Consider the following 20,559-nt stretch of genomic DNA (forward strand, 5'->3'; position numbering starts at 1 on the left):
GGGCCCAAGCGATGACCACGAGCTTCAAGGCTTTGTTCGATCTGACCGGCCGAACCGCCGTCGTCACCGGCGGGTGCGGCATCCTCGGACGTCGCTTTGCCGAGGGCCTTGCCGAATTTGGTGCCAACGTTGCGATCGTCGATCTCGACCAGGCCGCGACCGATGCGGCGGCAGCCGACATCTCCTCGCGCCACTCCGTCCGCGTCAGAGGCTATGGCTGCGACATCACCGAGCCCAGCTCCGTGCGCAACACCGCCGATGCGATCGAAGCGGACCTCGGACCGGTCTCGATCCTGCTCAACAACGCCGCGAGCAAGACCCGCGACGTCGACGCCTTCTTTGCACCCGTCGAGAAATTTTCGCTGGATACCTGGCGGGAGATCATGGCGGTCAATCTCGACGGCATGTTCAACGTCGCCCAGATGTTCGGCGGCCAAATGGCCGAGCGCGGCTACGGCGCTATCGTACAGACAGCCTCGATCTACGGCTTGATGGCGCCCGACCAGCGCATCTACGAAGGCTCCGAATATCTCGGCCGTGCCATCAACACGCCCGCGGTCTACACCGCGTCCAAAGCCGGCGTTATCGGTCTGACCAAGCACCTGGCGACCTACTGGGCGGCAAAGGGCGTTCGCGTCAATACCCTCACCCCCGGTGGGGTCGAGAGTGGGCAGAACGAGACCTTCAAGGCGCGCTATGGTGCCCGTATCCCGCTCGGCCGCATGGCTCGCGCGGACGAGATGGTGGGCACAATGCTGTTCCTGGTGTCGGATGCCGCGTCCTACGTGACTGGCCAGAACATCGCCGTCGACGGCGGCCTGAGCGCCTGGTAGCACGACCTCGATGATCAAGCGCCTGATCCAGAACACGGTGATTTCGGCGCTTGCCTTCGGCGTAGCCGCGTTGCTGGGCCTTGCGGTCATTCCACTGATCATCGGGACCTGGGGGGTGACCGAGTTCGGCCTCATCGTCATCTCGCGGCTGCTGCTCCCTGGCAGCATGATGGCGGTGCTGGATCTCGGTCTGTCCGAGGTTGCCACCCAAATCGTCGCGCGGGCGCGAGAGCACCGCAATTGGACGCAGGCGAGCCGCCAGATCGCTTTCCTGGGGGTGGTCTCCATCGCGCTCACCTTGATCCTGAGCGCGGCCATCTGGCTCGCGACGCCGCTGCTCGTCATCGTGATGAGGATCGACGCCGCACATCTGGAGACGTTCAGCCGGATCATGCACTACACGGCGCTCGCGAATCTGGTCTTCGTTCCGGCGCTGGTGTGGGAAGGCATCGTCAAAGGCTTCGAGCGCTACAACCTGCTCCGCTTCGCGGAGGTCACCTCGACGGCGGCCTATGTCGGTCTGACGTTCGCGGCCTCGTGGGCGGCGACGGGCTTTGAAGTGGTTGCCTACATCTACCTCGCGACGCTAGTGGCCCGCGCCGTCGTCATTGGAATTGCTGCGTTCGTCGCCCTGCGGCACAAACATGTGCGACTGCTGCCGTGGACCCCGGACATCCGGCAGGATATTCTGCGTCGCTGCCTGCTGCTCCTGCAAGGCAAACTGTTGGGCGGCATTTCCGGGCCGCTTCAGCCGTTCCTGATCGGATTGCTGTTCGGACCCAAAGCCGTCGGCATCTACGACGCGCTGGTGCGATTGTCGCGGGTCTCCAAGGTCGTTGTCAGCCTTCTGACATCCGCCCTGCTTCCAGTTGCCAGCCGTCTCGATGAGCGCGGCAGCGCGGCCTCGTTCCAGCGCCTCGGCGATCTCGGCCTCGTCATGATGCCGATGTTCGTGGTGCCGCCGCTTGCCGCGACCGCGATCCTCTCGCCCGAGATCATGAACATCTGGATCGGTCCCCTTCTTGCGCCCTATGCGTTCTGGATGGGCCTGAGCTTCTTGGTTCCAATCTGCGCCCAATACGTCGCGATCGGCAGCCTGATTTTCCTGACGCGGCCCGACGTGCAGGCCCGGCTCAACCGGCTGATGGCCATCCAGCTTCTGATCTGGGCAGTCGTCTCCGCCGCGACACTTCACCTGTTCGCGGAACGCGCCCTGATTCTCGGCCAGGTCGTCGGCAGTATCGCCATCCTGCCCTGGCAGATCGAGGAGTTGCGCAGCGCACTCGAACTTGACCGCAATCGCTTCGCGAAGGTGGTCGGAACCCAGTTCGCAATCCTTGTGCTGGCAAGCATTTTTCTAGCAACAATTGCAGGTTACATTCGGTTCGACAGCGTGCTAAAGCTCGCGCTCGGTTCCATGGTTTTCTGTCTGATTACCTGGGCACTCCAATACTTCCTCGTGCTCGAAAAGCGGCACCGGACTGTATTTCCAGCCGTCGGACAACTGATGGGACTGACATCCAAAAGCAGTTGAATGAACATCCACGCGACAGACACGAAAGCCGTCATCACAGGTTTCGCTCCGGCGTCGTTGTCGGACAAGGCGTCGACTTATGCGCTGGATGCGGCCAGGAGCATCGGCCGTCTCGCGATGCGCCGCGTCAAACGCACGGCCGACGTCGTTGATTCCGAGTACAATCTATCGCATTGGCAGCGAACGCTATCGGAAAAAGCCTGGACGAAGACCGCAAGCATCGGCGAATTCCTGATCCCGAAGAATCCTGCGCGGGGTCTTCGCAAGGTCAATAATCAGATTTGCAGGGTCGCGGCCGACGACTATTACCGCTATCGCGCCCGGGCCCTCGGCGAGCTGCTCGCGCGGCACACGGGCGGCGCCGCGGAGATCGTCGAGCTCGGCGCGGGCTGCGGCATCAATCTGCTGTCGCTTCATCTCAATCATCCCGACTGGAGGCTGCGCGGGTTCGACATCGCGCCGAACGGCATCGCCGCGGGCCGCGAGATCGCAGCGCATTTTGGCCTGTCAGACCGGATATCGCTCGACAGGATCGACCTGACCGACGGCAACGACCCAAACTACGCAGCGATCAGGGACCAGGTCGTTTTCACCTACTTCTGCATCGAGCAGATTCCTTATGACGTGCACAAGGTGGTCGACAACATCATTGCTGCGAGGCCGAAACGCGTCATCAACATCGAGCCGACGACGGAGCTGCTGAATTTCTCGAGTCCGCGAGATCTCGTCAGCTATCTCTACATCCGCTCAGTCGACTACCAGACGCAGCTGTTTTCGACGCTCGACGATTACGAGCGACAGGGCCGCGTGCGCATCTTGGCGCGCGAACGCATGCCGTTCGCGCCGACGATCCACAATGATGGTTTTTTGTATTGCTGGGAGCCCACATGACAACCGTCGACACGACGGCTGATCGGCCTGCCCCGAAGAAGGCGAAGATCAGCCAGTTCCGCCGCCTGCTATGGCACGTCAACCGCACCGATCTCGGATGGGGGCTGAAGGCGGCTCTGACCGCCCTGCAATTGCCTGCGCGCGCAAAGCGCGTCGCGCTGCTCAAGCAGCTTCCAACCAAGCCCGAATGGGCCGCGGCGAGCCGCAAACTCGCCGAAGACGGTTACGTCGACGTGTCCGCACTCATCGATCGCAGCCTCGCGGAAGCCGTTGCCTCGTTCGCCGACGGCAAGGTGAGCCGCCTCAATGAGCTCGTAGGCCAGCAGAGGGAACGGCACAAATCGTTCTGGGTCAGCCTGCTGGACGAGGATCTCGTCAACGGCGCCTTTGCGACCGACCATCCCTTCGTGCGCAACGCCCTGCAGCCGGCTGCGCTACGCATCATCGGCGACTTCATGCACGACCTTCCGCAATTGTCGGACGTGGTGCTGACGTTGTCGCAGCCGACTCCGAACCAGGCACTGAGCTTCTCCCAGCTGTGGCATCTCGACCACGACGACAAGCGTGTCTGCAAGCTCTTCATCTACCTGACCGATGTGCGGGATACCGCCGACGGTCCGTTCACCTTCATTCCGGCCGGGCCTTCGAAGCCATTCCGCAACACGCTCAAGAGCCACATGAGCGACGCGCAGGTGTTCGCCAAGACCGGTCCGGATGCAGTCAAGGAAATGATCGCGCCCCGCCTGTCGGCCTTCATCGTCAATACGGCCCGCTGCCTGCACATGGGAAGCCGGATCCAGTCGGATCACAACCGCCTGCTGTACACGGCAACCTACATCCAGCAGCCGCGCATCTTTCCCGAACCGCCGGCGCGTTTCCGCGCGGTCGGCGCCCTGACGGACCTCGAGCGCACCGTGATGCGGCTCTGACACGGACCTGCCGGGAGCTCACATCTTGCGCATAGGCCTGGTGGTCGATCACCCCAAGCGTGACCTGCCGGGGGCAGTCATGCTCGGTTATCAACTCGCGCGGCGTGGCGTATCGGTCATGCTGGTGCCGATGTACGAGCAGGCCGTCGATGTCCCGCGACTTGGGCTGGACGCGCTGGTCGTCAACTACGCACGTCCCGTCAATCTCGACCTGATGCGCAGCTTTGCCGGAGCTGGGCTGGCGCTGTACGTGCTCGATACCGAAGGCGGCGTGCTCGCGGAAAAGGGCGGCAACTCGCCTCCGGCGATGGCCGCTCACATCAAGGGCAGCGGCTACGCCGATATCCTGGCGGGCTATTTCTTCTGGGGAAGTCGGCTGCACGACGCCTTCCTCGCAGCCGGAACGATGAAGCCGGAGCAACTTCACCTCACCGGATGTCCGCGGTTCGATTTCGCAGCCCCGCGCTGGCGAGCGCTGCTCGACGGCGAGCCACGCGGCTATCTGCTCGTCAACGCCAATTTCCCGCTGGTCAATTCGCGCTTTACCGGCAAGCCGGGCGGGGAACGCGAAGCGATGGTGCGAGCCGGTTGGGATGGAGCCTATGTCGATCGCTTCATCGCGGACCTGAAGCAGGTCTTCGCCAACTATCTCGCCGAGATCGACCGGCTCGCCGCAGCGCGGCCCGGCCGCAACATTCTCGTGCGACCGCATCCCTTCGAGAGCGAAGACGTCTATCGCAATGCGCTCTCTCGCCACGCCAACGTCCTGATTGACGGCACCGGCAGCGTGCTCGACCGCATCCGCAATGCGGCCGCCGTCATTCATCTCAACTGCGGGACGGCGGTCGAATCGGTCTTGCTCGGAAAGCTGCCGCTCCAGCTCGAATATTTGAACACACCGACCACCGCCGGCCATGCCGCACTGCCCGCACGTGTGAGTCGGCAGGTCGTCTCGTTCGACGAGCTGCTGGGCGCAGTCGATCGCATCGAGCGCGAGACCGAGACCTTCGATTTCGCCCGCGTTCACGCCGCCGATATCGAGGCCTTCTTCCATCTCAATGACGGAAAAGCCGCCGAACGTGTCGCCGATGTCCTGACCCGCGCAACGCGTTCGCGCTGGCCTTACGTCTCGCTGCTCGCGACCGTAAAGGGCACTCGTGCTAAGCCGAGCCTCGGCCAGATCGTCAAGGGCGCCGCCAGCGCAGCGCTCGGCTCGGCCGTCACCGAGCGGCTACGCAGCCAGTTCAACCCGGCCCGGCGCGACAAACGGATCGCGCCGTCCTTCGTCCAGACCCTGCTTCAGCGCATCGCCGCTTACGACCAGGCGAGCCCGTCTCAATTTACGGCAAGACGCGCGCATTGCGCGACGACGGGCTTGCCGCTCGCGAGCATTGCGATCGAACACGTCCGATAGAGCCATGGTAACATCTGCAAAGACCATTCTCATCACCACGCTTGCCGAATACCAGACCCGGTTCTGGATTCCGGTCGCGCAACGCTTGCGCACCGCAGGCCATGACGTCGAATTGCTTGCCTTCGACGATCGCAGCGCGGAGATGTCGGCTACCGAAGGCGTTCCGGTCACGAATATGTATCGCGAGGGCCTCAAGGCCGACCCCTCGCCCGAGGATCGCAAGGCGTTCGACGCGCGCGTCGTGTCTTACGGACTCGACGGGACCAATTTCTTGTTCAGCCACGAGCGTGTCACTTTCGGCATCCGCGACACCGCGGCGCTACGCCGGCGCTTCATGATCTATGCCAATGCGATGGAGACGGTGCTCGACCGGCTCGAACGGCAAGGCAAGCGCCCCGAGCTGGTGCAGGAGCTTGGCGGCTTTCTCTCCGTGATCGCGAGCTTCTGCGCCGCCAGGCGCCGGGGCATTCGCAACTGGTTCATAGAACCCTCGTTCTTCCGTGGCCGGATGTATTTCACGCCCGACACGCTCGGCGCGCCCGACGTGATGCCGACGCCGGCGGACGCTGTGTCCCCTGAGGTGCGCGCCTATCTCGACGAAACGCTGACGCAGCGCGCGATCGTCATCCCCAAGAAGGATCAGCACCATTACTCAGCGGCCTTCAAGAAGGTCCTCAATTTGCGCAATGCCAACCGTCTCGCCGAAAAGCTCTGGGACCAGTTCGCGCTCGGCAAGCACCAGGAGTTCGGGCACAATCTGCGCCATGCCCGCGTGCACGCGGCGATGGCGCTCAACGCGACACGGCTGCGCAAGCTCTACAAGCCGATTCCGGAAACGCCCTTCGTCTACTACCCATTCCACGTCCCTGCCGACATGGCGTTGACGCTACGCTCGCCGGACTATCTCGACCAGGTCGCGACCGTCGACTTCCTGCTACGCACGATCCCGGATTCGCATGTCCTGGTCGTGAAGGAGCACCCTGCCCAGATCGGTGCGATCTCGGCCGATCGCCTGTTCGAGCTCGCGCGCCGTTTCGACAATTTCGTGCTGCTGCCGCCGCAGACCAACAATTACACCGTGCTCAATCGCGCCGATGCGGTCATATCAGTCAACAGCAAATCCGGCGCCGAAGCGCTGCTGCTCGGCAAGCCGGTCGTGGTGTTGGGTGATGCGTTCTACCGCTCCTGCCCGCTGGTGTATGCGGTCGGTCGTCTGGCCGACCTGCCCGCACGCCTGCGCGAGGCCCTCTCCGCCGGGCCGTTCGATCCGGCCAAAGGCGCACCCTATTTCGAGTCCGCCTGGCGCCGGTCCTATCCAGGCGAGCTCTATGTCGGCGATCCCAAGCTGCTCGACACGTTTGCGGCCTCCTTGCGCGCGGCAATCGCCGAGCCGGCCCGCGTGAATTGAACGGACCCATCATGCCGCTCGTCTCGATCATCACACCGTCCTGGAACGTCGAAAGCCTTATCGAGGAGACAATCCGCTCGGTGCAGAGCCAGACATTCGCCGATTGGGAACTCCTGATCGCCGACGACTGCTCGGCCGACAGGACGCCGGCGATTATCGCCGACATCGGCGCGCGCGATCCGCGCGTCAAGCTGATCCGGCAGGCGAAGAACGGCGGCCCTGCGCTGGCGCGCCAGGCGTCGATCGACGCCGCGCAAGGCCGCTATCTCGCCTTCCTCGACAGCGATGATCTTTGGCTGCCCGAGAAGCTGGAGCGGCAGCTTGCCTTCACTCGGGAGAAGAAGGCCGCCCTCAGCTACACCGCCTTCCGCCGCATCAACGAGACCAACACCGTTACCGGACGGCTGATCGAAGTGCCGGCCTCGCTCACCTATGGTCAGCTCCTGAAGAACACCGCGGTCGCGACGCTGACCGCGATGGTTGATCGCGAGATCGCCGGCCCCATCGCGATGAAGAACGAGGGCTATGACGATTTCTGCCTGTGGCTCTCGATCCTCAAGCCCGGCCACACCGCATACGGCCTCAACGAGGATCTTGCGCGTTACCGCGTCAGGGGCTCCTCGGTCTCCAGCCGCCCGATGCGCTCCGCCAAATGGGTCTGGCAGATCTACCGCAATGTCGAGCACCTCCCCCTTATCGAATCAGCCTGGTGTTTTGCCCATTGGGGTGCGCGGGCCTGGCTGAAGCGACGGGAGTTCTAGCGACGGTCGCCGCTCGCCGCGCAAGCGCCACCAACGGCACGCTGCAACGGCCGGAAATGAACATTGCGACCTGGGTCGGTTGTCTCTAGTCTGACCCGGATCGGAGGGGGCTTTGCGTGTACAATCAAGGTGTTATTCCGCTGGCAGCGCGTCCCTACGCCGATCGCCGGGCCTGGATTGGCTGGACGCTGTGCAGCCTGTTTCCTGCAATTTTTCTGCTGGTTCTGCTCGCGCTCACGTCACTTAGCGCCCCCGAACATGACGACTTCTGCTTCGCGGATCTGTACGCGCGTCATGGTTTCATCGACACCGTATCGCTCTTCTATCACTCGCAATCGGGCCGGGTCCTGGCCCTGTGGCTGACCCAGGTTCCGCCCGCGATCTCCGCAGCGGCAGGTGTCAGCCTGCTGTCGGCCTATTCACTGACGATGGCTGTGAGCGCAGCACTGTTCCTGGCCGCCACGACGCTCGCCATGGCCCGTGCCTGGCCCCGCACCGGCGCTCTCCAATTGACTTTCCTCGCGCTTGCCTTCGCGAGCACCGTGGTCAGCGCGGCGCCGAGTGTTCGGGACCTGCTCTACTGGCTGTCGGCCGTGACCTGCTATGTCCCGCCCGCCTTGGTCACCGTGCTGATCCTCGGGGAGTGCATTCGGGCGCTTGATCGGCAAGCCGGCTTCTCCTGGACGCTCAGCCTTGCGATGGCGCTAGGCGGTTTCGTGGCTGCGCTGGGCAACGAATTTACCGGCGCCTGGCTCCTGCTGATCGTCTCGGCTTCGCTGGGCGCGCGCCATCTCTTTGGCCAGCAGCGGCAGATCGTGCATCACACCCTGATCGCGGCTGCCATCGCGATCGGGTGGATCATCGTTGTCTCCGCCAGTGGCAACAGCACGCGCATGGAACAACTCCCGAACGGCGGGCATGTGACATGGTCGGTGCTTCAAGCGCTTATCGATTCGCTCGCCGGTCTCGGTCGTTTCCTTCGAGAGCCCGCCATCGTCGCCTGGCTCGCCGCTGTCGGTCTCATCGCATTGATCGCGCCTGACCCGGCGCCCAAAGCGCCGCAAAAGAACAAGCTGCTGGCTCTCGGCACGATCGCGATCTGCCTGGCGTGCTGCTATTTCGAATATTTCGCTCATCGCTATGCGACGGGCATGCGGCTCGTCGAAAGGGCGCAGAACCAGGCATTGATCCTGCTGCTGTTCGGATCGACGCTGGGCGTCAAGCTGATCGTCGGCGCTTACCGCCCGCAACTGCGCGAACGGGTTGCGGCGGGAGCGTTTCGCGGCCTGCTCGGTCCCATCGGGATGCCTGCGGGCCTGATGCTGCTCACGATCGCCTCGCTCTGCCTGAGCTCGACAGCATCTCAGCTGCGAGCGCAGTGGCAGGGCCTGTATCCGTATTGGCGGGAGAGCGCCGAACGGCATGCCCTCCTGACGACGAGCCGCGAGCCGGTTGTCGCGGTTCCCCGGCACAAATGGACGCCATCCCTGCTGATGACCGCCGATGTGACTGAGAACGCCGACCGGTTGCCGAATGACTGCGTCGCCAGATATTACCACAAGTCCGCCGTCTACGCTGCCGACACGCCGCGATGACCAATTGCCCAGCTCCAGAGATGCGAACGTGAAAACAATCAGCGTCATCACGCCCTGCTACAATGAAGAGCTCAACGTTAGAGATTGCTATGAGGCGATCCGGAAGATCTTCGACGGCGAGCTCCGGGGCTATCGGCGCGAGCACATCTTCTGTGACAACGCCTCCGACGATCGCACCGTCGAGATCCTGCGCGAGATCGCTGCACAGGACCCTGCGGTGAAGATCATCGTCAACGCACGCAACTTCGGCCCGCTGCGCAACACTTTCAACGGGGTGATGGCCTCGCGCGGCGACGCTGTGCTCCTGTTCATGCCGGCCGACTTGCAGGATCCGCCCGAATTGCTTCCCGAATTCGTCAAGCTGTGGGAGGCCGGCTACGAGATCGTCTACGGCATCCGCGCTGTGCGCGAGGAAGGGCGGCTGATGCGCGGCATCCGCAATGCCTATTACCGCCTGCTGACCCGCTTCTCCGAGGTCAACGTGCCACCCGGCGTCGGCGACTTCCAGCTCGTCGACCGGCGCGTGGTCGAGGCCATGCGGCACGTCCGCGACACATATCCTTTCATGCGGATGATGACGTTCGAATGCGGCGGCCGCGCCGTCGGCGTCCCCTACACCTGGCGCCAGCGCAAGAAAGGACTCTCCAAGAACCGGGCCGGCGCGTTGATCGACCAGGGCCTCAACGGGCTGGTGTCCTTTACCACGGCGCCGGTCCGATTCGGTCTATTGGCGGGCTTCCTGATCTCGGCCCTGAGCATCGGCTACGCCATCGTCAATTTCGTGGTCGGCCTCGTCCTGTACCGGCAGCTTGCCGAGCCCGGCATCATCACGCTGATCGTCGCCATGTTCTTCTTCGGCGGCGTGCAACTGTTCTTCATGGGCATGATCGGCGAGTACGTCCTCGCGATTTACGGACAGGTACGTGAGAAGCCCGTGGTGTTCGAGCGCGAACGCGTCAATTTCGATCCGTCACCGCCGTCCGGCACCTGACGCGCAGGCGACGTCAGCCCTTCGCCAGCGACTGCTCGATCCGCGCGACGATCGCCTCGGCTGAAAGGCCGGCGGCATCGAGCAGCGCCTCGCGCGATCCCGCCTGCGAGGTCTTGCCGCCCTGCTCGGGAATGCCGATGCCCGTGATCGGCGGCCGGACTGCGTCGCCGGCAAACGCGCCCGCGACCAGACTGAACAAACCACCGCGCAGAATGTGCTCTTCCAGCGTCACGATGAGCGAAGCGCCGCGCACGGCGTCTCGGATCGCGCCTTCGTCGAGGGGCTTCAGGCAGGAGACGCTGACTACACCGACGTCGCGGCCCCGCCCGGCAAGCTCCCCGGCTGCAGCAAGGGCGCGCGAGGCGATCGGCCCCGATGCGAGGATGACGACATCCCGTCCGACACGCAAAACCCTGGGTTTGCGCAGGTCAGTCACGGCGGCGCCAAGATTCGGCTCCCCCTGGCGGCTGAGCCGCAAGTAGGACGGCTTGCCGCTCGTTGCGATCAGACGCGTCGCAGCCCGCACCTCCGAGGGATCGCAGGGCACGAACACCTCGATGCCCGGCAGCATCGACATGATCCCCGCATCCTCCAGCGCATGGTGGGTGTAGCCCTGGCTGCCATAGGCATAGCCGGCGCCCACCGCCACGACCTTGACGTCGGCGCCGTGGTAGCAGACGTCGTTGCGGAGTTGCTCGAGGCACCGCAATGTCGGGAAGTTTCCGATCGAGTAGATGAAGACCGTCTTGCCCGACAGCGCGATGCCGGCGGCGATGCCCGCCATGTTCTGCTCGGCAACGCCGACATTGAGATAGCGATCGGGGAACTTGGCCGCAAACGGTTCCAGCACGGAGTAGCCGAGATCGCCGCAGAGCAGCCAGAGGTCGGGGTTCTCGCTCGCGGCCTGCGACAGGCTCTCGATGAACGTCGTCCTCATGCGCCAACCTCGGCCAATGCCTGCGCGAGGAGCTCATCCGAAGGCGAGCGGTAGTGCCATTCGAGCTTGTTCTCCATGAAGCTCACGCCCTTGCCCTTCATGGTGTGCGCGATCACGACGGTCGGCCGGCCCGATGCCGCCGGCACGCCGCCCAGCACATGTTCCAGCGCAGTGAGATCGTGGCCGTCGATCTCCTCGACCTGCCAGCCGAACGCCTTCCATTTCTCGGCAAACGGATCGAGGTTCAACACCTCGGCGACCGAGCCAAAACTCTGGATCTTGTTGAAGTCGACGATGACGCAGAGATTGTCGAGCCTGTGATGGGGCGCGAACAGGATGCCCTCCCAGTTCGAGCCCTCGTCGCATTCGCCGTCGCTGAGCAGGCAGAACACGCGGCTGCCCGCACTCGCCGTTCGTGCGGCCAGCGCCATGCCGATTGCAATCGGCAGGCCATGGCCGAGCGAGCCCGTGGAGACCTCGACGCCGGGCACGGCATGGCTGACGTGTCCGGTGAAGATCGATCCGTCGCGACAATAGGTGTCGAGCTCTGCCGGGGAAAAGAAACCGCTTTCGGCGAGGGCGGCGTACATGATTGCCGTGGCGTGGCCCTTGCTGAGCACGAAGCGATCGCGGCCCGCTGCTTGCGGCTCGGCCGGATCGATGCGCAGGATCCGCGTATAGAGCACCGCCAGGATGTCCGCCATCGAGAGGCAGCCGCCGATATGCGAAGCCTTCGCGGCATGCACCATACGCAACGCGTGCGCACGAATGCGTCGTGCGAATTCTTTCGGCTCAGGAAGATTTGGTCGCGTCATGCCAGTCTACCGTCTCGCGCAATCCCTCATCCAACGGCACGTCGGGCTTCCAGCCCAAGGCGAGCATGCGCGAAACGTCCGCAGCCAGGACCATAACCTGATCGGGCCGATACGCCAACTCGCCGAAGCCGAGAGCAGCGCCCGGGTCAACCAGATCGCGCAGCCGCGTCACCGTCTCGCGCAGCGGCGGTGCGTCCGCACTGCCGACATTGAAGATGCCGCTCGCCGCCTCATGCGTGATCGCCAGACGGAAAGCGCTGGCAGCGTCGCGCGCGTGCAGAAATCCCCAGCGCTGCTCGCAGGCCGTCAGCGCCATGGGATGCCCGGAGCGCAGGTTCCGAATCATGCTCGGGATCAGCCAGTGATCGGCATCTTTCGGTCCGTAGGTCGAGAAGATCCGGAGCCACGCCGCACGCAGCCCGCGCTCCTCGCACAGGCGCGTCGCCATCGATCCCGCCGCGAGCTTGGCCATGCCGTACAACGTCGTCGGCCGTGGCACGTCGTCCTCCCGGATCGCGCGATCATAGGGTCCGTACTCCGCCTGCGACCCGGCTCCGACGAAGATCCTGGCGCCGGCCTGGGCTGCAAGTTCGACGAGGCCCACGGTGTCGGCCACGTTGACGGCCTGAACCGGGCTGTTGCGATCGCTCCCTGCGACGCCGCGCCAGGCCATGTGCACGACCGCCTCCGGCGCGAACGCCCCCAGTGCTGCGCGCAGCCCGTCCGGGTGCTCCAGGCTGCCCGGGATCACGTGCAGCCGGTCACGAAGCGGCCCGAGGCGCCAATAGGAACTTGCGGGCCGCAACAGCACGGCCACCTCGTGCCCCCGCGCCATGAGGTCCGCAACGAGATAGGAGCCCAGGAAACCGCTCGCACCGGTGGCAAAAATACGCATAAACCCCCGGTAGATCAGCTACCCCGGGCCCGTCAATGTCCCGCTTCGGCAACTCCCCCCTGCCCGGCCCCCCTCCCGGCACGGCTGCAGGCCGATCCGAACTTGATTATCCGGCCGATGCGGCTAAACGGGGGGCCGGATCGAGGTTCGACGACGCAGGGGTAGACGCATGAATGACTTCAGGCTGGCCATGGTTTCCGCGGGCTTCGAGCACGGCGGGAACGTCACCCATCGTCATTTCGACGGCCATCCCGACCTGCTCGTCTATCCCTTCGAGTCGCAGCTCGGAAACCGCAACTTCAACGACTTCCTGGCCTCGGTCGAGCGCGTCCAGTACCGCTATCCCGAATTCCCGGAAGGGCTGACGGCCATCGAACTCTACGAGCAGATGATCGACGAGGAACTGAAGACCTTCCTGCGCAAGCGCAACGGCTCCAAGTTCCGCGATGCCGATTGCGTGTTGGACGAAAAGAAGCGCGTCGCCGAATTCGTCCGGCTGTGCGGCGAGGCGCCGATCCCGCGCCGCAAGGTGATCGAAGCCTTCTTCCGTTCGACTTTCACGGCCTGGGAGAACTATTACACCAAGCCGCGGCCGGACATGGTCCATGTCGGCTACTCCCCCGCCATCGGGATCGATGCCGATCGCATGGTGCGCGACTTTCCCAACATCCGCATCCTGCACATCGTACGCAATCCATTCTCGGCCTACCGAGACACCAAGCGCCGCCCGTTCCCGCAGCCGCTGACCAAATACCTGATCACCTGGAACATCTATCACTCGACGGTCGAGATGTTTGCCAGGATGTACCCGGAGAACGTGCGCATCTTCCGTTACGAGGACCTCGTGGACGACAAGCGCAAGTTCATGACCGAGGCGGCCGGATTCATCGGTGTGCCCTTCGCGGACAGCATGCTCTATCCGAGTTGGAACGGCGTCGAGATCAAGGACTCCATCGCGCCCTGGGGAACCGTGCTCAAGAGCACCAGGGATTACAACCAGGCCGTGATCCAGGAACTCTCGGACGAGGAGCGCAGGCAGATCGCGCAGGGCACCGCAGCCCTCGCCCGTCATTTCGGCTACGACCGAATCGACTATCTGAGCCCGCTCTATCGTGCTGAGTAAGATCGCGTTCTTCGAAACCGACGACCGCCCCGACATCGCTGCCGATCGCGCGCGCCTCCTGCCCGCGCTGCGTCAGCATCTGCAATCCTTCGGCCGCAGCGCCACCGTCGTGCCGGCGCCTGGCGGCACGCTCGGCGCCTGCTACGATGCGGATATCTCCGGCGAAAAGCGCTTTCTGAAGACGCATCTACCGGGCACGAGCGCGCGCGCCAGCCTCGCCAAGGAAGCCGACATCCTCGAGCAGCTCTACGGCAAGATGATCGTGCTCGACCGTTTCGAGATCCCGCTCGCGGATGGAACGGTGCGGCTCTGCCTCACGATGCCCGCGCTCACGCCGCTGGCCGGCCCGATGGAGCCCGCTGATGCCGCTGCGATGGCAGACGCATGCAGTGAGCGGCTCAAGGACTGGCGGCCGGATGGGCTTGCCTCGTTCGAACACTATCTGGCTTCCGCCGCAGTGGCTCTGAAGACCCTTGCGAGCCGTGGTCTGCTGGAGCAGGCCACCGCGGCCGAAGTGCGCAGGCTGATCACGCTGCTCGGTGATCGTCGCGCGGATCTGCCCGAGGCGCTCTGTCATGGCGATTTCGGACCGAAGAACATCATGCTCCAGGGAGCCGCACCGCGCGTCATCGACTGGGAAGACGCATTCCGCGGCATCGCCGGCTACGACTACCTCTATTGGCTGACCTTCATGGAGAATCGGCCGTCCCTGCAAAGGGCCGCCTTCGGCCGAACCGGCCTATCGCCCAAGGTCGAGCGCGCCATCCTCGTGCTCGTCGTCCTGCTCAAATCCTATCTGGCCGTCTTGTCGGGCGAGCACCTGAAGCACGCGCTGTCGGCAGAGGACCGCATCGCCGAGATCCTCGATCTACCGGGCTGATCAAGCCTGCACAGCGCCAGCAACCTGATCGAGCTGATCGAGCGAGAACCTGCGCAGGTCACGGCCCTCGCGCAGCGCCTTGTACCACTCGACGGTCAGCCGTAGGCCCTGGGCCAGATCGAGCCGCGGCGTCCAGCCGAGTTCGCTCCGCGCCTTTGCGCAGTCGAGCCGGAGATAGGCGGCTTCGTGCGGATGTGGGCCGGCGTCTGCCGTCCACCGTGCGCCGTCGCCCCACAGCGCGATCAGGCGATCGACCACGGTCCCGACCGGCACCTCACTTGCGGTGTCTGGTCCGAAATTCCAGCCGCCGACGAAACTTTCATCGCTCGCCAATCGCTCGACCAGCGACAGATAGCCGAGCACCGGGTCGAGCGCGTGCTGCCAGGGCCGCACCGAATTGGGATTGCGGATGCGGAGCGCCTCGCCCGCCAGGAAGGCCTGCATCGCATCGGGCACCAAGCGGTCGCGCGCCCAGTCGCCGCCTCCGAACACGTTGCCGGCACGCGCGGTCGCAACGCGCGCCGCGCCGCTCGTGTTGAAGAAGCTGTGGCGGTAGGAATGCGTCACGAGCTCGGCGCAGGCCTTGCTGTTGCTGTAGGGATCGTCACCGCCGAGCCGGTCGCCCTCGCCGAAGGCGGCGCCCGTACCCTTGTTCTCGTAGCACTTGTCGCTGGTGACGTTCAGGATCACCTGCACCGAGCGCAGATGCCGTGCCGCCTCCAGCACATGCACCGTGCCCATCACGTTGGTCGCGAAGGTCTCGACCGGCTCTTCATAGGAGGGGCGAACCAGCGCTTGCGCCGCCATATGGATGACGATGTCGGGCTCGGCCTCCGCCATCGCGGCGCGCAAGGTTGGGAGATCGCGGATATCGGCCACGCGGTGCCTGATGTCGTCGGCGATGCGCGCCGTGACGAACAGCGCGGATGGGTGTGTCGGCGGCAGCGCATAGCCGTAGACGTCAGCCCCGAGACGGCGCAGCAGCAGCGAGGCCCACGCCCCCTTGAAGCCGGTGTGGCCCGTGAGAAAGACCTTCTTGCCGCGCCAGAATGCCGGATCCGTCACCAGACCCTCCATTTGGCGCGGTTGCTGGCCCACTCGCCCTCAAGGAAGTTGCGATCGCGTAGCGAGTCCATCGGGTGCCAGAAGCCGTGATGCACATAGGCGCGCAGATCGTCACCGCGCACCAATTGCTCCATCGGCTCGCGCTCCCAGATCGTGTTGTCGTCTGCGATCAGCTCGCCGACCGAAGGCGACAACAGAAAGAAACCGCCATTGATCCAGCCGCCGTCGTCATTGGGCTTTTCCTCAAAATTGACGACGCGGTCACCCTCGATCGCGATGGCGCCGAAGCGCTTGGCCGGCCGCACCACCGAAACGGTGGCGCGGCGCCCATGCGCCTTGTGGAAAGCGATCTCGGCGGCAAGATCGATGTCAGCGACACCGTCGCCATAGGTCAATGCGAAGAAGGGCTCGTCCGCGACGTAGGGCAGCACCCGCTTCAGCCGGCCGCCGGTCTGGGTGTCCTCGCCGGTGTCAACCAGCGTCACCCGCCACGGCTCGGCGGTTTCGCGATGCACTTCCATCCGGTTCTCGGCGATGTGGAAGGTCACGTCGGACATGTGCAGGAAGTAGTTCGCGAAATACTCCTTGATCATGAAGCCCTTGTAGCCAAGGCAGATCACGAAATCATGGAAGCCGTAGTGGCTGTAGATCTTCATGATGTGCCACAGGATGGGCCGCCCACCGATCTCCACCATCGGCTTCGGTCGCGTGCTGGTCTCCTCCGCGATTCGCGTGCCGAGGCCTCCCGCAAGAATTACGACTTTCATTCACCTGCTCCGAACGGGAGGCACGCTCCCCGCGTATTCCAGACGGCTTCTATACGAAGTGGCGGGACCTGGAAAATCATCGGTCCTCAAGCAACTCCCAGAGATCAATAGGTATTTAATTACCTTTATGCAAAGCTATTGGCGTTTTCGCCCGTAGCCGATACCACTCTGCCCGCCGCAGCGGGACGAGACCGTCCCGAGACCCAGCTGGAACCGATCATGCCGTTTGAAAACTACAGGAACAGCCGCATTCTCGTGACCGGAGGCGCCGGGTTCATCGGATCGCATCTCTGCGAGCGACTGCTCGATGCCGGGGCCGAGGTGGTGTCCGCGGACAATTATTTCACCGGCAGCCGGCGCAACATATCCCATCTGATCGCAAATCCGCTGTTCGAGGCGGTCCGGCACGACGTCACCTTCCCGCTCTACATCGAGGTCGACGCGATCTTCAACCTGGCCTGCCCGGCCTCGCCGATCCACTACCAGCGGGACCCCGTGCAGACCACCAAGACCTCGGTGCACGGCGCCATCAACATGCTGGGGCTCGCCAAGCGGCTCAAGGCGCGCATCTTCCAGGCCTCGACCAGCGAGGTCTATGGCGATCCGCTGATCCATCCGCAAACCGAGGATTACTGGGGCAACGTCAACCCGATCGGCGTCCGCTCCTGCTACGACGAGGGCAAGCGTTGCGCCGAGACGCTGTTCTTCGACTATTGGCGTCAGCACGGCCTGCCGATCAAGGTCGCACGCATCTTCAACACCTACGGCCCGCGCATGCAGCCAAATGACGGTCGCGTGGTGTCGTCCTTCATCGTCCAGGCGCTCAAGGGCGATCCGATCACCGTGTTCGGCGACGGGGGCCAGACCCGCTCGTTCTGCTATGTCGACGACCTCGTCGAGGCCATCATGCGGTTGATGGTGACTGCGGAAGATATCACCGGCCCGATCAACCTCGGCAACAATTCCGAGTTCACGATCCGCGAACTCGCCGAGAAGGTCATCAAGCTCACGGGCTCGCGCTCCAAGCTGGAGTTCAAGCCGCTGCCGCAGGACGACCCGCGCCAGCGCCAGCCCGACCTCGCCAAGGCGAAGGCGGTGCTGAACTGGGAGCCGAAGGTCGCGCTCGAGGACGGGCTGAAGGAGACCATCGCCTACTTCAAGCATTCGCTCGACATCGCCTGATCTGCTCGCAACTCCAGTCGTTCGCAGCGAGCTACGGCAATGAGCGCACCGCCAGGCATCATCAGCGATTTGCGCGCCGGCCTGGACTCGAAATCCGCGCTGACGAAACTGGTGTTGCTGCACAGCGCCGTCACCTGCCTGTCACTGATCGAGGTCGCGACCTTCCAGCTCTCCATCGACTTCGACCCGAGACGCCTCTGGATCGCGGTCATCGTCGCGGCCGGCTTTTCCGTCGTCTCGCTGCTGTTCGCCTCCGCCCGCTTCAGCTTCGGCTATTTCGTCGGATTCTACTCCTACACGATGATCCTGGGCTTCCTGTGGATCGACGTCTTCTCCGACTACAATTACCCGCGATTGCTTGCAGGAGTTTCGGCGGCATTGGCGCTGCTGCTCTTCCTGATGCCCACCCTGTTCATCCGGGCGCCGCTGCGGCAATTCGTGACCCTGTCCAACGCCCGTTTCGAGCACCTGCTTACGCTCGTTCTGGCGGTCTCTATCGCCACCATCGCGGTGGCTTCGACCTACAATTTCCGTCTGGTCTCGGTCGCGCGCATTTACGACTTCCGCGACACCCTCGAATTTCCGGGAGCGCTGCGATATCTGATAGGATGGGTCTCCAGCACGCTGCTGCCGTTCGCCTTCGCCTGCTACTGGCTGCTCGGCCATCGCGTCCGCGCCGTCCTCGTCCTGGTCCTTCTATTGTTGTTCTATCCCGTCACGCTGACGAAGTTCGCGTTATTCACGCCGGCCTGGTTGATCGCGCTGGTCGTGCTGTCACGGTTTCTGGAGGCGAGAACATCGGTCATCGCATCGATTTTCGTCCCGATGCTGATCGGGCTACTCGTGATCTGGCTGACAGAGGCTAGCCTGAGGAGCATTCCCGGCAGATATTTCGACATCGTCAACATCCGGATGATGGCGACGGCATCGGGCGCTCTCGACCTGTACAACCATTTCTTTGCGAGCCACCCGCTGACCTGGTTCTGCCAGATCTCCGTGCTCAAGCCGCTGGTGTATTGTCCTTACGAGGAGCCGCTCGCGGTGGTGATGCAGAACACCTACGATTTCGGCAATTTGAACGCGTCGCTGTTTGCGACGGAAGGAATCGCGTCCGTCGGCCCCTGGCTGGCACCGCTGACCGCGCTCGCGGCAGGCCTCGTTCTGGCGCTCGGTAATCGCGCCTCCGCAGGCCTCTCGCCTCGCTTTGTCCTGATGTCATCAGGCGTGCTGCCGCACGTCCTGCTCAACGTGCCGCTCACCGTCGCCATGGTTACCCACGGCACCGCCATCCTGTTCCTGCTCTGGTACGTGATGCCCCGCAACGTGTTCGAAGAGAAGCCGTGACGCCGTGCGCATCCTGATCCTCAACGCCGACTATCCGCGCTTCCTGGCCTGGCTCTACCGGCGCAGACCCGGCCTCGAGAACGAACGTTACGCGGCGCAGATGGCGGCGCGGAACGCCAGCCTGTTCGGCGTTGCCGATTTCTATTCGCGCAATTTCGCCGGCCTCGGCCACGTCGCTGCCGACATCCATGTCAACAATCCCTGGATGCGGGCAGCCTGGGCGCGCGAGCACGGCCTTGCCGTCACCGAGCCGCCGCCACCCGGCGCCTCGGCCGCCCTCAATGCCATTCCCGGCTGGCTGCAACGCGCAGTCGCCCCCTTCAAGCCGGTGCTGCGACCGCTCGCGCGCAAGGTCGGCCTCAGCCCGCGGCTCGACGCGGAAGCAGAAAAAATCCTGCTGGAGCAGATCGAGGACTTCAAGCCGGATCTCGTCCTCAACCAGGATCTATTCCACGTCGACACGCGCCTGGCGCGCAGGATCAAGCAGATCGGCCGGCCGATCCTGGTCGGCCAGATCGGCATTGCGCCCTCGCGCGGCGAGGACTGGTCGGTCTACGACCTCATGATCTCGCAGATGGCGGCGGTGGTGGACTTCTTCCGTGCCCACGGAGCGCGCGCGGAAGTCGTCCATCTCGCCTTCGAACCAGCTATCCTCGACGTCCTGCCTCCGTTTCCCCAGCAAGAATTCGACGTCACCTTCGTCGGTGCCGTATCGGCGGATCACCAGCTTCGTGTCGCGCAGCTCGAAGCGGTGGCACGGCGCTACGATCTCAAACTGTTCGGCAGCGGCTTGCACTCCCTTCCCGCCTCCTCGCCGCTGCACCGCTGCTACCAGGGCGAGGTGTGGGGCGTGGAGATGTACCAGGCACTTCGCGCCTCGCGCGTCACGCTCAATTCGCATATCGACATGGCCGGCCGTGAGGCTGGCAATGCCCGTCTGTTCGAAGCGACCGGCGTCGGCGCGTTCCTGCTCACCGACTTCAAGGACAATCTCCACAAATTGTTCGCTCCCGAGCGCGAGATCGTCGCGTGGCGCAGCGTCGAGGACTGTCTCGCGTTGATCGATCGGTATCTCGCCGACGATATGGCGCGCCGGTCCATTGCCAAGGCGGGACAGGCCAGGACGTTTGCCGCCCATACCTTCCAACGGCGTGTCGAAGAAATACTCGCTCACCTCGCCTGAATCTGCACCGGC

At 64.0% G+C, this 20,559-nt stretch carries 19 protein-coding genes; 14 read left to right on the forward strand and 5 right to left on the reverse strand.

Annotated features, from left to right (window positions below):
* The first annotated feature begins 11 nt into the window (after nucleotides 1-11).
* The 9 genes from IVB26_RS27820 (at nucleotide 12) to IVB26_RS27860 (ending at nucleotide 10,356) form a co-directional block, all read left to right on the forward strand.
* On the forward strand, nucleotides 12-833 hold the full coding sequence (locus IVB26_RS27820; RefSeq protein WP_247968300.1) for an SDR family oxidoreductase: 822 nt from the start codon (nucleotides 12-14) through the stop codon (nucleotides 831-833).
* Between the two features lie 10 nt (nucleotides 834-843).
* Nucleotides 844-2,367: an oligosaccharide flippase family protein gene (locus IVB26_RS27825; RefSeq protein WP_247968301.1), complete on the forward strand. Its 1,524-nt coding sequence runs from the start codon at nucleotides 844-846 to the stop codon at nucleotides 2,365-2,367.
* The gene (locus tag IVB26_RS27830) at nucleotides 2,368-3,258 is read left to right on the forward strand and encodes a class I SAM-dependent methyltransferase (RefSeq protein WP_247968302.1); all 891 of its coding nucleotides are present in this window, start codon (nucleotides 2,368-2,370) and stop codon (nucleotides 3,256-3,258) included.
* Nucleotides 3,255-4,187, forward strand: coding sequence for a hypothetical protein (locus IVB26_RS27835; protein WP_247968303.1), 933 nt, complete (start codon nucleotides 3,255-3,257; stop codon nucleotides 4,185-4,187). Before IVB26_RS27830 ends, IVB26_RS27835 begins: the two co-directional genes overlap by 4 nt.
* Before the next feature lie 25 nt (nucleotides 4,188-4,212).
* The gene (locus IVB26_RS27840) at nucleotides 4,213-5,601 is read left to right on the forward strand and encodes a surface carbohydrate biosynthesis protein (RefSeq protein ID WP_247968304.1); all 1,389 of its coding nucleotides are present in this window, start codon (nucleotides 4,213-4,215) and stop codon (nucleotides 5,599-5,601) included.
* A gap of 4 nt (nucleotides 5,602-5,605) precedes the next feature.
* Nucleotides 5,606-7,009, forward strand: coding sequence for a capsular polysaccharide export protein, LipB/KpsS family (locus IVB26_RS27845; RefSeq protein ID WP_247968305.1), 1,404 nt, complete (start codon nucleotides 5,606-5,608; stop codon nucleotides 7,007-7,009).
* Nucleotides 7,010-7,020: 11 nt separating this feature from the next.
* Nucleotides 7,021-7,770 carry a glycosyltransferase family 2 protein gene (locus IVB26_RS27850; protein WP_247968306.1) on the forward strand — a complete coding sequence of 250 codons (750 nt, stop codon included), beginning with the start codon at nucleotides 7,021-7,023 and terminating at the stop codon, nucleotides 7,768-7,770.
* Between the two features lie 116 nt (nucleotides 7,771-7,886).
* Nucleotides 7,887-9,365 (forward strand): DUF6056 family protein, encoded by a 1,479-nt coding sequence (locus IVB26_RS27855; protein ID WP_247968307.1) that lies wholly within the window; start codon nucleotides 7,887-7,889, stop codon nucleotides 9,363-9,365.
* 28 nt (nucleotides 9,366-9,393) lie between these two features.
* Complete coding sequence (locus tag IVB26_RS27860) at nucleotides 9,394-10,356, forward strand: glycosyltransferase family 2 protein (protein ID WP_247968308.1); 963 nt, start codon at nucleotides 9,394-9,396, stop codon at nucleotides 10,354-10,356.
* Nucleotides 10,357-10,369: 13 nt separating this feature from the next.
* Here IVB26_RS27860 and IVB26_RS27865 read toward each other — a convergent pair whose 3' ends face one another.
* From IVB26_RS27865 to IVB26_RS27875, 3 genes are read right to left on the reverse strand one after another with little or no spacing between them, the layout of a single operon-like run.
* Nucleotides 10,370-11,293 (reverse strand): transketolase family protein, encoded by a 924-nt coding sequence (locus tag IVB26_RS27865; RefSeq protein ID WP_247968309.1) that lies wholly within the window; start codon nucleotides 11,291-11,293, stop codon nucleotides 10,370-10,372.
* Entirely contained in the window at nucleotides 11,290-12,042 is a 753-nt protein-coding gene (locus IVB26_RS27870; RefSeq protein ID WP_247968310.1) for a transketolase, read from the reverse strand. Before IVB26_RS27870 ends, IVB26_RS27865 begins: the two co-directional genes overlap by 4 nt.
* Before the next feature lie 43 nt (nucleotides 12,043-12,085).
* Nucleotides 12,086-13,003 (reverse strand): NAD-dependent epimerase/dehydratase family protein, encoded by a 918-nt coding sequence (locus tag IVB26_RS27875; RefSeq protein WP_247968311.1) that lies wholly within the window; start codon nucleotides 13,001-13,003, stop codon nucleotides 12,086-12,088.
* A gap of 169 nt (nucleotides 13,004-13,172) precedes the next feature.
* Between IVB26_RS27875 and IVB26_RS27880 the strand changes: the two genes are divergently transcribed.
* Nucleotides 13,173-14,126 (forward strand): sulfotransferase family protein, encoded by a 954-nt coding sequence (locus IVB26_RS27880; protein ID WP_247968312.1) that lies wholly within the window; start codon nucleotides 13,173-13,175, stop codon nucleotides 14,124-14,126.
* Nucleotides 14,116-15,006: a phosphotransferase family protein gene (locus IVB26_RS27885; protein ID WP_247968313.1), complete on the forward strand. Its 891-nt coding sequence runs from the start codon at nucleotides 14,116-14,118 to the stop codon at nucleotides 15,004-15,006. Before IVB26_RS27880 ends, IVB26_RS27885 begins: the two co-directional genes overlap by 11 nt.
* Here the strand turns inward: IVB26_RS27885 and rfbG are convergent, their stop codons facing one another.
* Together rfbG and rfbF are read right to left on the reverse strand one after the other, a co-directional pair.
* On the reverse strand, nucleotides 15,007-16,071 hold the full coding sequence (gene rfbG, locus IVB26_RS27890; protein ID WP_247968314.1) for a CDP-glucose 4,6-dehydratase: 1,065 nt from the start codon (nucleotides 16,069-16,071) through the stop codon (nucleotides 15,007-15,009).
* Nucleotides 16,068-16,838, reverse strand: coding sequence for a glucose-1-phosphate cytidylyltransferase (rfbF, locus tag IVB26_RS27895; protein ID WP_246925838.1), 771 nt, complete (start codon nucleotides 16,836-16,838; stop codon nucleotides 16,068-16,070). The genes rfbG and rfbF overlap by 4 nt, the downstream gene beginning before the upstream one ends.
* A gap of 219 nt (nucleotides 16,839-17,057) precedes the next feature.
* On the opposite strand from rfbF, the gene IVB26_RS27900 reads away from it, so the two are divergent.
* The 3 genes from IVB26_RS27900 to IVB26_RS27910 are packed head-to-tail and all read left to right on the forward strand — an operon-like array spanning nucleotide 17,058 to nucleotide 20,547.
* Nucleotides 17,058-18,020 (forward strand): UDP-glucuronic acid decarboxylase family protein, encoded by a 963-nt coding sequence (locus IVB26_RS27900; RefSeq protein WP_247968315.1) that lies wholly within the window; start codon nucleotides 17,058-17,060, stop codon nucleotides 18,018-18,020.
* 39 nt (nucleotides 18,021-18,059) lie between these two features.
* Nucleotides 18,060-19,364: a hypothetical protein gene (locus IVB26_RS27905; RefSeq protein ID WP_247968316.1), complete on the forward strand. Its 1,305-nt coding sequence runs from the start codon at nucleotides 18,060-18,062 to the stop codon at nucleotides 19,362-19,364.
* Between the two features lie 4 nt (nucleotides 19,365-19,368).
* Nucleotides 19,369-20,547, forward strand: coding sequence for a CgeB family protein (locus tag IVB26_RS27910; protein WP_247968317.1), 1,179 nt, complete (start codon nucleotides 19,369-19,371; stop codon nucleotides 20,545-20,547).
* Nucleotides 20,548-20,559: the final 12 nt, after the last annotated feature.

The sequence above is a fragment of the Bradyrhizobium sp. 195 genome (genome assembly GCF_023101665.1).
GTDB lineage: Bacteria > Pseudomonadota > Alphaproteobacteria > Rhizobiales > Xanthobacteraceae > Bradyrhizobium.

What these genes read in the sequence shown, in the direction of transcription:
- IVB26_RS27820 (WP_247968300.1), top strand. Translation starts at nt 12, where the DNA reads ATGACCACGAGCTTCAAGGCTTTGTTCGATCTGACCGGCCGAACCGCC.
- IVB26_RS27825 (WP_247968301.1), top strand. Translation starts at nt 844, where the DNA reads ATGATCAAGCGCCTGATCCAGAACACGGTGATTTCGGCGCTTGCCTTC.
- IVB26_RS27830 (WP_247968302.1), top strand. Translation starts at nt 2,368, where the DNA reads ATGAACATCCACGCGACAGACACGAAAGCCGTCATCACAGGTTTCGCT.
- IVB26_RS27835 (WP_247968303.1), top strand. Translation starts at nt 3,255, where the DNA reads ATGACAACCGTCGACACGACGGCTGATCGGCCTGCCCCGAAGAAGGCG.
- IVB26_RS27845 (WP_247968305.1), top strand. Translation starts at nt 5,606, where the DNA reads ATGGTAACATCTGCAAAGACCATTCTCATCACCACGCTTGCCGAATAC.
- IVB26_RS27850 (WP_247968306.1), top strand. Translation starts at nt 7,021, where the DNA reads ATGCCGCTCGTCTCGATCATCACACCGTCCTGGAACGTCGAAAGCCTT.
- IVB26_RS27865 (WP_247968309.1), bottom strand. Translation starts at nt 11,293, where the DNA reads ATGAGGACGACGTTCATCGAGAGCCTGTCGCAGGCCGCGAGCGAGAAC.
- IVB26_RS27870 (WP_247968310.1), bottom strand. Translation starts at nt 12,042, where the DNA reads ATGGTGCATGCCGCGAAGGCTTCGCATATCGGCGGCTGCCTCTCGATG.
- IVB26_RS27875 (WP_247968311.1), bottom strand. Translation starts at nt 13,003, where the DNA reads ATGCGTATTTTTGCCACCGGTGCGAGCGGTTTCCTGGGCTCCTATCTC.
- IVB26_RS27880 (WP_247968312.1), top strand. Translation starts at nt 13,173, where the DNA reads ATGAATGACTTCAGGCTGGCCATGGTTTCCGCGGGCTTCGAGCACGGC.
- rfbF (WP_246925838.1), bottom strand. Translation starts at nt 16,838, where the DNA reads ATGAAAGTCGTAATTCTTGCGGGAGGCCTCGGCACGCGAATCGCGGAG.
- IVB26_RS27900 (WP_247968315.1), top strand. Translation starts at nt 17,058, where the DNA reads ATGCCGTTTGAAAACTACAGGAACAGCCGCATTCTCGTGACCGGAGGC.
- IVB26_RS27905 (WP_247968316.1), top strand. Translation starts at nt 18,060, where the DNA reads ATGAGCGCACCGCCAGGCATCATCAGCGATTTGCGCGCCGGCCTGGAC.